This window comes from Nonomuraea sp. JJY05, assembly GCF_043496855.1.
GTDB lineage: Bacteria > Actinomycetota > Actinomycetes > Streptosporangiales > Streptosporangiaceae > Nonomuraea.
This window is the reverse complement of the sequence record NZ_JBIEIS010000016.1, coordinates 212,724-227,304: the sequence shown is the minus strand read 5'-3', so window position 1 is coordinate 227,304 and position 14,581 is coordinate 212,724. Positions and strand designations below refer to the sequence as shown.

The following is a 14,581-nucleotide window of genomic DNA, read 5'->3' as shown; positions in this document are numbered from 1 at the left end:
CTGCGAGCCGTTGATCGTTTTCTACGAGGCGGTGATGCGCCGCGAGTGGACCAGGCTGGAGCGCGGCCGGCCGAGGCCGCCTGGAACAACTCGCGCGCCACCTTCCTGTCGCAGGTGGTCGGGCCGCACTTCGAAGCCCTCTGCAGGGAGTGGGCGATGTTCGCGGAAGAGGAGGTGTTCGGCGAACTGCCCGGCAGGGTGGCCGCCGGGGTGGTGGCCGACCCGCACCACCGGACGCAGATCCAGGTCGACGTGGCCGTTCTGGCTCAGGAGGAACCCGGGCGTCCGCAGCGGATCCTGTCGTTGGGGGAGGCCAAGTGGGACAAGGTGATGACCGCTGGGCACGTGGACCGGCTGCGGCGGGCTCGGGACCTGCTGTCGGTGAAGGGGTACGACACCAGGGACACGGTGCTGGCCTGCTACGGCGGGGCAGGGTTCCGCGACGACATCCCCGAGGGCGTCCGCCGGGTCGGCCTCAAGGAGCTTTACGCGTGACCGGGCCCGGTGAGCCGGGGCTGACCAGGCCCGTCTCGTAGGCGAGGACGACGGCCTGGACGCGGTCGCGCAGCTCCAGCTTCGACAGGATGCGTGCGACGTGCGTCTTGACCGTCGTCGGGCTCAGCACCAGGCGGTCGGCGACTTCGGCGTTGCTCATGCCGGTCGCGAGCAGGCGCAGGACCTCCAGCTCGCGCGGGGTCAGCTGCGACAGGTCGCCGTGGACGCGACGGTGGGCGGGCTCGTCGCGGCGGGCGAAGCACTCGATCAGGCGGCGGGTGATCGCGGGCGCGAGCAGCGCGTCCCCGGTGCGCACCAGGCGCACCGCGGCCACCAGGTGCTCGGGGGAGACGTCCTTGAGCAGGAAGCCGCTGGCTCCCGCGGTGAGCGCCGCGTAGACGTACTGGTCGAGGTCGTAAGTGGTCAGGATGAGGACGCGGGTCCCGTCCGCGCCGCCGGAAAGGATCTGCCGGGTGGCCTCGATGCCGTCCATGCGCGGCATCCGTACGTCCATGAGGACGAGATCGGGCCTGGTCCGCCGGACCGCGGCGACCGCCTCGGCACCGTCGGCGGCCTCGGCGACCACCTCGATCCCGTCGGCGGCCAGGATCATCCCGAACCCGCTGCGTACGAGCGCCTGGTCGTCGGCGATGACCACGCGCGGCGCCTCGTTCATGACGTCCACCGCAGGCGTGCCCTCGTCACGAAGCCTCCGCCGCTGCGCGGCCCCGCCTCCAGGGTCCCGTCGTAGAGCGCCAGCCGTTCGCGCAGCCCGATCAGCCCCCGGCCCTGGCCGTCCCCCGCCCGCGTGCTTGATCGTGTTGGTGAGAGCCTCCTGAACGACGCGGTAGACCGCCAGGCCCACCCCGGGCGGCACCGGGCCCTCCGGCGTACTGATCTGGGTGCTGACCGGGACCCCGGCCGCGCGCACGCGCTCGATGAGCGAGTCGAGCTGGTCGAGCCCCGGCTGCGGTTCGAGAAGGTCGGACCCGCTGCCGGAGGCGGCCAGCAGGCCCATGACGTGGCGGAGCTCGGCCATGGCGGCCCTGCCGCTGGTCTCCACCGCGAGCATGGCCTGCTTGGCCCGCTCCGGCGCCGTGTCCATCACCTTGCGCGCCGCCCCCGCCTGGATCACCATCACGTTCACATTGTGGGTGACGACGTCGTGCAGTTCTCCGGCGATGCGCGAGCGCTCGACCTGTACGGCCCGGCGGAGCCTCTCGTCACGCTCGGCGAGCTGCTGCCGCCAGAGCCGGACGAAGCTCGCCATGACCCCCGCACTGAGCAGCACCACGAACGGCCCGAGCCAGCTCGGCAACCCCGCCACGGCATCCTTGAACGCCATTCCCGCCAGTACGGTGGCCAGCACCAGGCCGCCCAGCGCCACCAGCCGGTTGCGGCTGTAGGCGACCGCTCCGTAGGCGGCGATGGCGCAGGTCGCCACGGTGACCCAGGTCGCCTCGTCATCGGTGGACAGGGCGGCGAGCAGCACGACCCAGAAGGCGGCCAGCGGGTACAGCCGCCGCACGGCCAGCGGCAGCGCCGTCAGCGCCACCGCGAAGAGCAGGCCGGGATCGACCGCGTCATCGTGGGTGGGCAGGACGGGCCGGGGCGGGGGAGGCAGCCGCAGGGGTTCGACGCTGAGGACGGCCTCCCCGGAGGACACTGCCACCACCAGGGCCAGCACGGTCAGAGCGAGCGCGAGGAGGACGTCGAACAGGAGCGCGCGCCGCGAGGGCCTGGGCGCCGCACTCCATCGCCTGCTGATCAGTGACACCTGCACATTGTCCTGTTCGTGGCGTATGGGTGGCATCGGCGGAGCGGAGTACATCTCGAGGACGACCCCGCCGCCGATGTCGTCGTCGCGGCCGACGCGGGCGGAGATCGCCCGGCCCTAGCGTCGAGGCCCATGAGTCACCGAATCGGGCGTCTTGCCCTCGCCGCACTCCTCGCCCTGCCGGCCGCCGCCTCCTGGGCGTCCACCTCGGAGGCCGCGGTCAGGAACCGCCAGCCCGCCTCCACCACCGAGCCGGCGCCCGCTCTGCGCATCCCCAAGCCGACGGGCAAGCTGCCGGTCGGCCTGGCCTCCCTCCACCTCAAGGACACCTCCCGCGCCGATCCGTGGGTGCCCAGTGTGAAGGCGCGGGAGCTCATGGTCTCGCTTTGGTACCCGGCGGCCAAGGCCGGAGGGGTGCGGGCGCCGTACATGACGGTCAAGGAGTCGGAGCTCACGCTGAAGGAGGCGGGCGCTTCCGGCGTACCGGGCGATCTGCTCAGCAAGACGCGGATCGACGCCGTCAAGGACGCCAGGCCGGCCAAGGGCCGGCTGCCCCTCGTGGTCCTCTCCCCGGGCTTCACCAAGCCCCGCTACTCGCTCACCGGCCTGGCCGAGGACCTGGCCAGCCGGGGCTACGCGGTGGCCGTCATCGGGCACACGTACGAGAACGTCGCCACGAGCTTCCCCGACGGGAGGGTCACCCAGTGCGTCGCGTGCGAGATCGAGCCGAAGAACCCGGCGTTCTGGGCCAAGGTCGGGCAGATCCGGGCGGCCGATGTCACCTTCGTCCTTGATGCGCTGCTGGCCAGGTATCCCAAGCTGATCGACCGATCCAGGATCGCCATGGGCGGCCACTCCGTGGGCGGCGCGAGCTCCGTGGCCGCCCTGCTGAAGGACTCCCGGCTGCGCGCCGGGATGAACATCGACGGCACCGCCGTCGTCCCGGTCCCCGGCAGCGGGCTGGCCAAGCCGTACCTGCTCCTTGGCTCCGAGGCGAAGCACAGCCCGGGCAAGGACCCCTCCTGGGACCAGTCCTGGCCGAACCTCACCGGCTGGAAGCGGTGGTTCGTGGTGAAGGGCACCGAGCACGCCTCCTTCACCGACATCTCCGTGCTTTCCGAGCAGCTCGGCATCGACGACGGCGCCGACCTGCCCGCCACGAAGTCCCTGGAGATCACCCGCGGGATCGTCGCGGCCTTCTACGACCTGCACCTGCGGGGCAAGCCGCAGCCCCTCCTGAACGACCCGGCGTCGCGCTACCCGGAGGTCAAGTCGGTGGGCGGGGCCGGCTAGATCTGTCCGAAACTCGGTTGCGGCCCCCATCTGGTTGACCCAGGCCGGCGGCCATGCTGATCAGAGAGGCGATGCCGGACGACTGGCCCAGGATGTGGACGTTCATGGAGAGCATCGTGCGGGCCGGCGAGACACTCTCGTGGGATCGGTCCGGCCGGGGAGTCGGCCGGGCGCTCGGCGAGCATGTGCTGTCGGCAGGCTTCCGCCATCCGGTTCACGGCTACGTCGGACTGCACATCATGTACCGGCAGCTCTGAGTCATCTCGCAGGTGGAGCCGGTCCGTCCGTCCGATGGTCCGCCCATCGTCGTCCTCGCTGCGGTGGCCGCATCAGGTCGAGGTCCTCGCCCCACGCGTCCAGCACCGCGCCGTGCCCGGCACGCCGGGCCGCCGCCTCGACCTGGGCGAAGAGGCGCCGTTGCAGCTGTACGTCGCCCGTTCCCGAGATGCGGCGTACGGCGTCCAGCAGCAGGCCGGTGTCCCAGCCCGGCAGCGGGTGCCGGGCGAGCTCCCACTCCAGGTACTTGTTGTACGGGCGGGGGCGACGGTCGAGCGCGAAGAGCAGCTCCAGCAGGAACCGGACGCTGTCGGCGGCGTCGAGGCGGGCGGCGAGCGAATGCCCGTCGCGGTCGTTCTTGACGGAGCGGTAGAGGGAGTTGGCGTAGGCGTCGAGCCGTTCACCGGCGTCCCGGAACGCCTCATCGGCGTCGAGTCGTGCCTTGGCGGCCAGGATCTGGGCGATGCCTCCGTCGAGCCGGTCGAGCACGATGCTGGCGCGGGCGAGGGCGTAGCGCTCGAAACCGGGCATCCCCGCCGCGCGGAAGTCGGACAGGGTGATGATGACGAGGTCGAGCTCGGGGGTGCGGTGACCGGCGAACCGGGTGAGGTCCGTTGCCGCGCCGTCGGCGAGGACGACGTACAGGTCGTGGTCGGAGTACTCGGTGATCATGCCGTCGTGGGCGTGGGAGCCCTTGAGGACGAGTCCGACGACGGCGGGATCGGCGGTGGCGAGCTCGACGAACGCGTGGTAGGTGAGGGGCTGTCGAATGGACATGGTGATCTCCGGTGGGATGGTGACGGGTGCCTGCGGGGTGGCCCGCGCCGTCTGCGGCGGCACGTGGCCGCCGCCCGGAAGATCAACGCACGCGCCGACTCTATCGACCGCGCCGTCCGAGGGATAGCTGCCTCAAGCGCGGATCGAATGCGTGCAGCCTCTTCGGCGCCATGATCGCCGTCGGGGGAAGGTCGGCGGTCCTCACTCGGGATCCGGCAGGTCCATCGAGGCGAGCCTGGCAGGGTCGGTCACGACCGCGATCCCGGCGATCCGGCCGCCGACGACGGTGAACGCGATGACCGAGAACGGGGTGCCGTCCTCGCGCCACGACACGAACCCGGGAAGGCCGTTGACCAGCACCGCTTTCCCCTGCGTGGCCGCGCCGGAGGACAGCCGCGCGCCCGCGGCCACCTTGGTGGCGCCGAGGACGACGATCTCCCCATGGGGGCTGTCGACGGTCAACCTCACCTCGGGGTCGAGCACGCGCAGCAGCCCCTCGAAGTCGCCGCTGCGAGCCGCCGTCAGGAAAGCCTGGACCACCTCTCGCTGCTCCCGTCCGACGACCGCCGGCCGGTCGGTCGCCTGCACCTTCCTGCGGGCGCGGCTGGCGAGCATCTTGGTGGCGTCGGCGGACCTGCCGAGGATCTGGCCGATCTCCTCGAACGGCACCGCGAACAGGTCGTGCAGCACGAACGCCAGCCGTTCGCTCGGCCCGAGCGACTCGAGGACGACGAGGAGCGCGAGCCCGACCGAGTCGGCGAGCGCCACGTCGTCCTCCGGCGCAGGACCGTCGTCGACCGCCACGACGAGTGCGGGCAACTGGGCGTCGTAGGAGGCCTCAGGGCGGGTCTGGCGGGACCGCAGGACGTCGAGGCTGATCCGGCCGACCACTGTGGTCAGCCAGCCGGCGAGGTTGTGGATGGTCTCCGTGTCCTGGCGGGAGAGCCGCAACCAGGCCTCCTGGACCGCGTCCTCGGCATCGGCATGCGATCCCAGCATGCGGTAGGCGACCGCGCGCAGCCGGTCGCGCTGGGCCTCGAACGCCTCGGCCACGGGGTCCCTCGGGCTGGTCTCGGACATGTTGTTACCTTCCTCGCATCTGCTCCGTCATGGGGATGACGAGCCCGGACGGGCACACGTAACCGATGAAGGAGCAAGACCGATGGAAGCACGCACTCAGAGTCCCGCGAACTTTGACGTGATCACCGCAGTCCAGCATCTCCACAAGGCTATCCACGCCGGTGGGGTGGACCCGCTCGTGCTGGAGCTCGTACACCTGCGCGCCAGCCAGATCAACGGCTGCAGCCCGTGCGTGTTCGCCGGGGTCGCGTCGGCCAAGAAGCACGGAGAGACCGACGAGCGGCTGCACAACGTGGTCACCTGGCGCGAGACGCCCTTCTTCACCGATGCGGAGCGGTCAGCGCTCGCGCTGACCGAGGCCGCCACCCGGATCCAGGACGGCGCGACGGGCGTCACCGACGAGATCTGGGACGCCGCCGCCGCCCACTTCGACGAGAAGCAGCTGTCGGCGATCGTTCTGAACATCGCGCTGACGAACTTCTTCAACCGGATCAACCGCGCGACCCGCGAGCAGGCCGGCAAGACCTGGTGAGCTGGTCGGGGCCGCGTCTCCCCGAGATCAAGGGATGCGGCCCCGCCGACAGCCGTACGGCCATAGATGTGATCACGGTCGGCCCGAGACCTGGCCGACGAATCGTCTCAGCGCGCGTGGAGTCCTGATCACGTGCAGCTCCGCGTCACCGGCGTGAGTCGCGATCGCCGCGAGGAGAAGCGGTCGGCTCCGGCGTCGCCAGGCCCATACCCACAACCAGAAATCGGCGCGTTCCCGGGAGCGTCGGATCGCTCGCCAGGCGCAGCGCCAGAACGAGAAGTCCAGCAGGATGACGGTGTCCGCCGCTCGGAGCCGTACGTCCAGGACGTCGTAGGGACCGAGGTCGCCGTCCATGATCCAAGCCTCGGCCCGGACGAGTTCGCCTTGGACGGCAGCCCACTGATCGGGAGGCGTCGCTTCGAGACCTGGCTGCCAGAAGTGCTGGTCCAGCTCGATGACGGGGAGCCCGGTGATCGCGGCCAGGCGGGTGGCGAGGGTCGACTTTCCCGACCCGCCACGCCCCAGGATCACGACTCGTTTCATGGCTGTCATGGTTCCAGGCCGGTTTCCGGAACGACCACTCCCTTCTTTCCGGCTCGGGCCCGACGGCACGGCGGAAGGTCGTGTCGGCCTGTGTCGATACGGTGCTGCCGTGGCTGACATTCACGAACTCGTGGTCGCGATGGACCTGCGTGGCGACCTGTCCGAGACCGAACTCGCCGAGTTGCGCTGGCACCTGGGCCTCGGCTCGCGGCCCGAGCACATCACCGAGAAGACGATCATCGTCAACGAGGTTCTCGATCTGCTGGACGAGGAGCAGGAGCCGGTGCAGGACGAGAACGGCGACTGGGTGATCAAGGAGTATCCGCGACCGGCGTGGGACGATGGCTCGCCGTACGCGGCCTCGAAGATTCCGGGCGCCGGCTGCTCGGTCCTGGTGCGCGCGGATGACCACGGCGACGAACGCTGGGCGCTGACCTGCCGCTGGGAGATCCACCCCGACGGGCATGCCGAGGTGGCCGAGCTGATGAACTGGTTGGCCGCCCGGCTCCACAAGAACGGGTCCTTTTTCGGTTATCAGCGCTGGTACGAGGACGATGAGCCGGAGTTGCTGAGTGTCCGTGACACGAAGATCGTGACGCGTCGCGGGGGCGCGTTCGTACCCCCGTTCTGGGATGAGGCTGACGTGGGCTGAGCGATCGATCGCCGTTCTGACTCGGGCGACGCGGTGCCCGACGAGGTGTGGAGCGAGGTCGCCGAACACTCCGACGAGGCGGGAGTGGCCGCGCAAATCAGGGCCCGTCGCCACGGTCAACCTGCGGACTCGCCTCAACGAGTCTCTGATCCGGTAGATCATCTTGCGTGACGCGAGTGCAGCTGACGGACGAAGAGTGGGAGTTCATCGGGCCGTACCTGCCGATCGGCGAGTATGGCCGTATCCCGAGCGGCTGCGGCAGCAGTTCGAGGGTGTGATCTGGCGGTTCAAGACCGGCGGGCAGTGGCGGGAGATGCCGCAGGAGTTCGGTGCCTGGTCAACCGTCTCCAACCGCTTCCGTCAGTGGCGTGCCGCCGGCGTGTTCGAGGCCCTGCTGGAGGGCCTGATCGCGGAGGCCGAGGAGGAGAAGGCCCGGTCAAAGGGGGCAGCCCCGACGAACAAAGCGGACGAGATGCCGAAGCGGATCCCGAGCAGGAGGAGCGACGACGCGTCCGGCGCCGCCGGAAGCTCCGCCTGAGGGCCGCCCTCCTGGGACGCTCGCGGGGCGGGGCAGACCAGCAAGGTTCACCTCGCCACCGACCGCAAGTGCCGCCCGCTGGCGATCATCCTGACCGCCGGCCAGGCCGCTGACAGTCCCCAGTACATCCCCGTGCTCAAGAAGATCCGGGTCCGCGGCCCGGTCGGCCGACCCCGCACCCGGCCGGACGCGGTCGCCGGGGACAAGGCGTACTCCTCCTGCGGCAACCGCGTCTACCTGCGCAAACGCCAGATCAAGGCGTCATCCCGGAGAAGAATGACCAGGCCGCCAACCGGAAGAAGAAGGGCAGCCGGGGTGGCCGCCCGATCAGTCACGACGCCGAGCTTTACAAGGCGAGAAACACCGTCGAGCGCCTGATCAACAAGCTGAAAGCATGGCGCGGCATCGCCACCCGCTACGACAAGACCCCCGAGAGCTACCAAGCCGGACTCCACCTCCGCGCCTCCATGATCTGGATCAAGGACCTCACGCAGAGCACGTAATCACGACTTGCTAAGGCGTGCCCTGCGGCGTGTGCTGGATGATCTCGCGTGCTACACGGATGAGGGCGGCGTTGCCCGGGGCGGGGGCGCCGTCGGGGAGGTAGAGCACGTCTTCCAGGCCGATACGGGCATCCAGGCGGCGGGAGGCCGCAAGTCGCAGGATGGGCCACGCGGCGGTGTCTTCGCCGTGCAAGAGAATCGGTGTGGCAGCCGATTTGAGTTTATCCAGCAGGCCGGCTGCGGCGTGGAGCGCGTCCTGCGGGATGGCCTCGGTGATCTCGGCCAGTACACGCAGGACCCGGCGGGATCCGGGCCAGTCCAGAAACCGTTGTGCTGCGGGAGTACCAGAGTAGATGCCGGCTTCGATGCCGATCCCCCGGTCCAGCAAGGCCGCGGCGACATCGGTGGCGCCGTCCTCGTGCCAGTTCACGGAAGCGTGGTCAGGTAACACGGTCCAGGCCCGGACCTGCGCGGCACGGGCATGAGGGTCTGCCGTGGCCCATGCACCGGTCGTGACCCCAACCGGGATGCCTGGGACAGCAACCCGCACCGCGCTCACAGCGGCGGCGACGGCGGTGGCTTCCAGCGTGTCCTGACCGTCGCGGTCCTTGGGGTGCAGATGGACGTCCTCGGCGCCGGCGGCGACAGCCTCACGGGCCGCCACCGCCAGCTCGTCGGCGGTCACCGGCAGATGGGAACACTCGGCACGGCTTCTAGCACCGTTGAGACAAACCTGCAGCATGGAGCCATCTTCGCAGGTCGCACCTGGGGGCCTCCCTGGCAGGCGACCAGACTCAGGCGGGGATCGACTCCCGGCGATTGATCACGACCCAATACACGCCCAAGGTTGTTCGTCCCGCAGCCAATGGACGGCCCGAAAGGCATCCCGGTCCGGGCGGGCGTCGGTCGGCCCACCGCTTCGCCGGTCAACGGGTGGGCCATTCAGCGAGCGGGGGTTTCGGGGTGGGCTCCAGCAGGCCAGACCGGTAACCGGGTAAGGGGTGGGCGATGGCGCCGCAAGGCGCGGGGGTTGCGCCGCCAGGCGCCCGAATAAGAAGCGCCTGAGCCCCGAGCGCGAAGCGCCTCCCCGCGAAGACCTTTGGCTCGGGGCGGGATCCAGCGGGCCGAGCACCCAGATGGGCAACGGGTGGGTGAGCCAGGGCCCACCTACCCGTTGCCCAGGTGGGGTTCTAGTAGCGGGTGCGCAGGGCCGCGTACACGTTGATGCGCGGCGTCGTGACCTCGGCCCCCGCGCTCGTGTACGTGATCGGCTTGCCCGTGCGCTTCAGCGCGTCCACCATGCTGTCCACCTCGGCGCGCGGCCGCTTCTGGTGGAGCAGGGCCAGGGAGCCGGCCACGTGCGGCGAGGCCATGGAGGTGCCGTTCAGTGTCGCGTACGTGTTCCCCGCGATCGCAGCCTTGATCGACACCCCGGGCGCGAACACGTCCAGGAGCGTCCCCCGGTTCGAGAAGGCGGCCACGGCGTCCTGCTTGTCCGTGGCGCCGACCGCGACCGTGTTGGAGACGCACGCGGGCCACGACACCGAGGACTCGAAGCCGTTGTTGCCCGAGGCGACCACCGTGGCGGTGCCCTTGGCGAGGAGCTTGTCGACCTCGGCCTTGAAGTCGGCCCCGTCGCCCGTGTCGCAGGCCTCGGTGTACTGGCCCCCGCCCAGGCTGAGGTTTACGGAGGCGATGTTGTAGAAGTCCGCCAGCAGGTCCGCGTACTCCATGCCGGTCAGGATCGACGAGTCGTACGCCAGGATGCAGACGGGACGCCCGGCGCAGTACGGGGAGTTGTCGAAGCGGCTGAACACCTGCACCGGCACGATCCTGGCCTCGGGGGCGACGCCGCCGGCCGGGAAGTCGTCGGTGGCCTGGCCGGCGGCGATGCCGGCGACGTGCGTGCCGTGGTAGCACAGGCCGTACTGCGGCTGCGGGGCGCCCGTCATGCAGGCGGCCGTCTCGGCGTCGGCGGCGCCGTCACCGATCTGGAACTGGCTGCCGTCCGGGCAGAGCGAGGTGGAGTTGTCGGCCGGGTCGGCGGCCGAGAAGCAGGCCTGGGCGACGATGCGGTCGCCGAAGGCCGGGTGGTCGTTGTCGATGCCGCTGTCGATGATCGCGACGGTCGTGCCCATGCCCGTGAAGCCCTGGCGGTGTGCCCGGTCCGCGCCGATCAGCGGGATGCTCTCGACGAGTGAGGGCTCATTGAGCTTGTCCTTGCGGATCGAGACCACGTCGGGCTGCTCGGCGATCTGCTCGAGCTCCGCCCGGGTGCCCCGGTAGACGAAGAAGTCCAGCTTGCCGGCCACCTCGGCGGGCGGCTGCGCGTAGACGTTCTTCTTGTCCCGCTTGACCTCCTCCGCGCGGGACTGGACGGCCTGCACCTGTGCGGGCTGCCGCACGCGGACGATGGCGCGGTGCTCGCCCGTCGCGGTGATCGTCGAGTCGATCTTGGATTCGGGGTCGGCCAGGGCGGGTGTGGCGACCAGCGCGGCCGAGGCGGCGGCTAATGCGATGGCGCCGGCCAGCAGAGACGAGAGTCTCAACTGTTCCTCCGGGGGTTAAGGGGGCGTTTGTCATCAAGAGTAATGATTGATGCAACAAGACAGTGAAAAGGGCCGGATCCCGCCGATCCGGCCCTTGTGGCCGGCCCCCCGCCGTCCGGCCCTCGCAGCCGGACCCCGCCGTCCGGCCTTCCCCGCGCCGATCAGGCGCGGGCGCCCGCGGTGGCGCGCTCGGCGTCGATCCGCGTGGTGGTCACTGAGGTGCCCGCCGCGTCGTAGCGGATGGGCGTGCCCGTCTCCTGCAGCCGCTGCAGGCTCTGCGCGAGCGTGAAGGCCGGGTACGCCTGCTTCATCAGCGCGAACATCCCCGCCACGTGCGGCGCGGCCATCGAGGTGCCGCTCTTCTCCGCGTACGTGTTGTTCGGCACGGAGGAGTTGATGTTCACGCCGGGCGCGAACAGGTCGAGCAGCGGCCCCCGGTTGGTGAAGCCGGCCAGCGCGTCGGAGTCGTCGGTGGCGCCCACCGTGACGGCGGTGGAGATGCACGCGGGGGTGGCGACGCCGTTCGGGAAGCCGTTGTTGCCCGCTGCCACCACGGGGGCCACGCCCAGGCCCACCAGCGTGTCGAACTCGGGCTTGACCGCGGCGGCGGACGCGTCCGTGTCACAGGCCTGGGCGTACGGGCCGCCCCCGCCGAGGCTCATGTTCACCGAGGCGACGTTGTGGGTCTTCGCCACCCGCGCGACGTATTCGAGCGCCAGTTTCTGGTCGGAGGTGTAGCTGAGGAAGCACGGTGCGGAAACACCCCCGATCAGGCAGGTCATCGGGTTGTCCACCCGGCTGAAGACCTGGATCGGCAGGATGCCGGCCTCGGGGGCCACGCCGTTGGAGGGCGCCCCCGTGGCCAGCCGGCCGGCCGCGATGCCGGCCACGTGCGTGCCGTGGGAGCAGGCGTTCGCCCCCCTGATGACGCACTGGGCGGTCTCGGCGTCCGCCGCGCCGGGACCGGTCTGGCTGGGCTGGTTGTTCGGGCAGAGCGAGACGGCGCCGTCGCTGGCGTCGGAGGAGGAGAAGCACGCCTCGTCCACGATCCGGCCGGTGAAGAAGGGATGATCCCGGTCGATCCCCGTGTCCAGGACGGCGACGGTGGCGCCCCGGCCGGTCCAGCCGGCCTGGTTCGCCCGGTTCGAGCGGATGAGGGCGGTGCTGACGTCAAGGGTGGGCATGCGCAGCTCGTCCTTGTAGACGGACTGGACGCGGTTGTCCTTCTTGAGCTTGGCCAGCGTGGGGCCGTCCACCTCGGCCACGAAGAAGTGCGGCGACTGCGCGGACTCCAGGACCCGGCTGCCCTCGGACGCCTTCTCGATGTCGCGCGCGACGGCCTCGACGCTCTGCCCGGGCTTGAGCTGGATGATGGAGCGCACCCTGGACTTCGCCTCGACCTCCGCGGCCAGCGACGGGCTGATGATCGGATCGCCCGAGTCGGCGTGGAGCGCCGGGCCCGTACAGAGCCCGGCGATGGTTGCGGCCAGCGCCGCGGCGCCGGCCAGCAGAGTTCGTAGCCTCACTTGTTCCTCCGAGAGCTCCTGGCTCGCTTACAGCCGCATACATCCCCACCTGCGACAACTGTGATGTCGGTGGTCTATGTAGCCCAGAGAAACGTTGGAGGCTTTTTTGCCTTCCTGCGGCCCTAGCCGCCTAGCGCTGGCTATTTGACGGTTTTCGCCGCCTTCCGCAATGCCGCCGCGGTCGACTTGCCGTTCAGCCGCACCTTCTCGGCGGTGGTCAGCTTCTTGGTGCCGTTCGTGCCGTGCGCCCAGTTCAGCCAGGACGTGAGCAGCGAGCTGTCCAGCTTGGCCTTGCCGGCCTTGGTGTTCTTCAGCACCCGGTACGCCTTGCCGAGCGAGGACGCCTTCGTGACCTCGGGGAACACCTTGCTCGACTTGCCGATCAGCTTGAGGTAGCAGGTGAGCGTGGCGTCCGGGATCGTGCCGCTGCTGCGGTGGATCTCCACGGCCCACTGTTTGGCCGACAGCTTGGTGGCGTTCGTGCCCCGCGTGCAGACCTGCGCGGTGGTCTTCGGGGTCGGCGTGATCGTCACCGTGACGGTGACCGTGGGCAGCGGGACCGGCGAGGTGGAGGGTGAGGGGTTGGGCGCGGGGTCGGCCGGGCCGTCGGGCTCGGGGCTGGGGCCGCTGCTGTCCGACGGGTCGGGCTCGGGGGCGGGGTCCTCGGTCGGCGTGACCGGGGACTGCGTGACGGTCGGCTGCGGCGAGGCGCCGGCCAGGGCCGCCGCCAGGTCCAGGCGCGGCGTGGTGACCTGCTGGCCGTTGGCCTCGTACGAGTACGGCCTGCCGGTCGTCTTCAGCGTGTTGATCAGGTCGGCCATCGGCGCCTGATGGGAGGCCTGCTTCATGAGCGCCAGCGCGCCGGCAACGTGCGGGGTCGCCATCGACGTGCCGCTGAAGACGGCCGTCCGGTTGTCCGGCACGGACGACTCGATGCCCACGCCCGGCGCGAACAGGTCCACGATGGCCCCGCGGTTGGAGAAGTCCGCCATGACGTCGTTGTTGTCGTTCGCCCCGACGGCCACCGCCGAGGAGATGCAGGCCGGGTACGACGCCCCCTCGAAGGACTCGTTGCCCGCGGCCACCACGGTCGCGGTGCCCTTGGCCAGCAGGGCGTCGATCTTAGGCTTGAAGATCGCTCCCTCCTCGCTGGAGTCGCAGTCGGCCTCGGACAGCTCGCCGCCCAGGCTGAGGTTCACGGCGGCGACCGGCTCGGTCAGGCCGGCCACGTAGTCCATGGCCTGCCGCAGCGACGACTCGAACGCCAGCAGGCACGAGGGCTCGCCGCAGATGTCCTCGTCGTTGACCCGGCTGAACACCTGCACCGCCACGATGTTCGCCCCCGGCGCGACGCCGCCGGTGCCGGCCGCGATGCCCGCGACGTGGCTGCCGTGCTCGCACAGGTTCGCGCCGTCGGCCAGGCACTTGGCCGTCGTGGCGTCCGCCGCGCCCGCCCCGGTCTGGGACGTCTGCCCGTTCGGGCAGAGCGACTCGACGCCGTCCTCCACGGCGGAGAAGCAGGCCTCGGCCACGATCCTGTTCCCGAACCACGGGTGGTCGCGGTCGATGCCGGTGTCCAGCACGGCGACCGCCTGCCCGGCGCCGGTGAGGTTCTTGGCGTGCGCCTGGTCCGCCCCGATCAGCTTGAGGTTGGGGCTCACGTCCACCGGCGCGTACGTCCTGTCCCGGTGGATGGAGGCGACCCGCGGGTCCTCGGCCAGCTTGGCCAGCTCCTCCGCGGTCCCCTCCACGACCATGAACGACTGGCTCTGCGGCTGCAGCACCACGTCCACGCTCTCGGCCGCCGCCTGGCTCGCGACGGGCGCGGTCTGCGCCGGGTCGGCGAGCTCGACGATGGCCCGCACGGAGCCGCCGTCGACGCCTAACCCCTCCTCCACCTTGGCGGGGGGATCGCTGGGGGTGGGGGTCGTTTCTTCCACGACGCTCGGACTGGGAGTGGGATCCTCCGCGTAGGCCGGGGCCGACAACGGCAGCAGGGCCAGCGCGATCGAGCTCACGATCAGGGGGCGAAGTCGCACG

The 14,581-nt window shown here is 70.4% G+C and carries 13 protein-coding genes and 1 pseudogene; 6 read left to right on the top strand and 8 right to left on the bottom strand.

The features are described from left to right. Positions 1 to 45 precede the first annotated feature (45 nt). Positions 46 to 495 carry a hypothetical protein gene (locus ACFKCF_RS26520; protein WP_394497618.1) on the top strand — a complete coding sequence of 150 codons (450 nt, stop codon included), beginning with the start codon at positions 46 to 48 and terminating at the stop codon, positions 493 to 495. Here the strand turns inward: ACFKCF_RS26520 and ACFKCF_RS26515 are convergent. Next, positions 476 to 2,272, bottom strand: a complete 1,797-nt coding sequence (locus ACFKCF_RS26515) for a response regulator (RefSeq protein WP_394497617.1) — start codon at positions 2,270 to 2,272, stop codon at positions 476 to 478. The genes ACFKCF_RS26520 and ACFKCF_RS26515 overlap by 20 nt on opposite strands. 132 nt (positions 2,273 to 2,404) lie before the next feature. On the opposite strand from ACFKCF_RS26515, the gene ACFKCF_RS26510 reads away from it, so the two are divergent. Both ACFKCF_RS26510 and ACFKCF_RS26505 read left to right on the top strand, forming a co-directional pair. After that, complete coding sequence (locus ACFKCF_RS26510; RefSeq protein WP_394497616.1) at positions 2,405 to 3,565, top strand: alpha/beta hydrolase family protein; 1,161 nt, start codon at positions 2,405 to 2,407, stop codon at positions 3,563 to 3,565. Positions 3,566 to 3,618: 53 nt separating this feature from the next. After that, positions 3,619 to 3,822, top strand: a complete 204-nt coding sequence (locus tag ACFKCF_RS26505; protein ID WP_394497615.1) for a hypothetical protein — start codon at positions 3,619 to 3,621, stop codon at positions 3,820 to 3,822. A 1-nt stretch (position 3,823) separates the two neighbouring features. On the opposite strand, the gene ACFKCF_RS26500 is transcribed toward ACFKCF_RS26505, so the two are convergent. Together ACFKCF_RS26500 and ACFKCF_RS26495 are read right to left on the bottom strand one after the other, a co-directional pair. After that, the gene (locus ACFKCF_RS26500; RefSeq protein WP_394497613.1) at positions 3,824 to 4,618 is read right to left on the bottom strand and encodes a hypothetical protein; all 795 of its coding nucleotides are present in this window, start codon (positions 4,616 to 4,618) and stop codon (positions 3,824 to 3,826) included. A gap of 201 nt (positions 4,619 to 4,819) precedes the next feature. Beyond that, complete coding sequence (locus ACFKCF_RS26495) at positions 4,820 to 5,698, bottom strand: sigma-70 family RNA polymerase sigma factor (RefSeq protein ID WP_394497611.1); 879 nt, start codon at positions 5,696 to 5,698, stop codon at positions 4,820 to 4,822. 82 nt (positions 5,699 to 5,780) lie between these two features. On the opposite strand from ACFKCF_RS26495, the gene ACFKCF_RS26490 reads away from it, so the two are divergent. Next, the gene (locus ACFKCF_RS26490) at positions 5,781 to 6,230 is read left to right on the top strand and encodes a carboxymuconolactone decarboxylase family protein (RefSeq protein WP_394497609.1); all 450 of its coding nucleotides are present in this window, start codon (positions 5,781 to 5,783) and stop codon (positions 6,228 to 6,230) included. A gap of 72 nt (positions 6,231 to 6,302) precedes the next feature. On the opposite strand, the gene ACFKCF_RS26485 is transcribed toward ACFKCF_RS26490, so the two are convergent. Then, on the bottom strand, positions 6,303 to 6,773 hold the full coding sequence (locus ACFKCF_RS26485) for a hypothetical protein (protein ID WP_394497607.1): 471 nt from the start codon (positions 6,771 to 6,773) through the stop codon (positions 6,303 to 6,305). On the opposite strand from ACFKCF_RS26485, the gene ACFKCF_RS26480 reads away from it, so the two are divergent. Continuing rightward, complete coding sequence (locus tag ACFKCF_RS26480; protein WP_394497605.1) at positions 6,772 to 7,425, top strand: hypothetical protein; 654 nt, start codon at positions 6,772 to 6,774, stop codon at positions 7,423 to 7,425. The two genes, ACFKCF_RS26485 and ACFKCF_RS26480, sit on opposite strands and share 2 nt — an antisense overlap. A 167-nt stretch (positions 7,426 to 7,592) precedes the next feature. Then, positions 7,593 to 8,466 (top strand): annotated as a pseudogene (locus ACFKCF_RS26475) (IS5 family transposase). Positions 8,467 to 8,476: 10 nt separating this feature from the next. Here ACFKCF_RS26475 and ACFKCF_RS26470 read toward each other — a convergent pair. From ACFKCF_RS26470 to ACFKCF_RS26455, 4 genes are all read right to left on the bottom strand, one after another. After that, a complete protein-coding gene (locus ACFKCF_RS26470; RefSeq protein ID WP_394497603.1) occupies positions 8,477 to 9,208 on the bottom strand; it encodes a 3-keto-5-aminohexanoate cleavage protein in 732 nt (243 codons plus the stop codon). A 448-nt stretch (positions 9,209 to 9,656) separates the two neighbouring features. Next, entirely contained in the window at positions 9,657 to 11,015 is a 1,359-nt protein-coding gene (locus ACFKCF_RS26465) for a S8 family peptidase (protein WP_394497602.1), read from the bottom strand. 161 nt (positions 11,016 to 11,176) lie between these two features. Next, positions 11,177 to 12,541 (bottom strand): S8 family peptidase, encoded by a 1,365-nt coding sequence (locus ACFKCF_RS26460; protein ID WP_394497600.1) that lies wholly within the window; start codon positions 12,539 to 12,541, stop codon positions 11,177 to 11,179. Between the two features lie 140 nt (positions 12,542 to 12,681). Next, positions 12,682 to 14,580 carry a S8 family peptidase gene (locus ACFKCF_RS26455; protein ID WP_394497599.1) on the bottom strand — a complete coding sequence of 633 codons (1,899 nt, stop codon included), beginning with the start codon at positions 14,578 to 14,580 and terminating at the stop codon, positions 12,682 to 12,684. Position 14,581 lies beyond the last annotated feature (1 nt).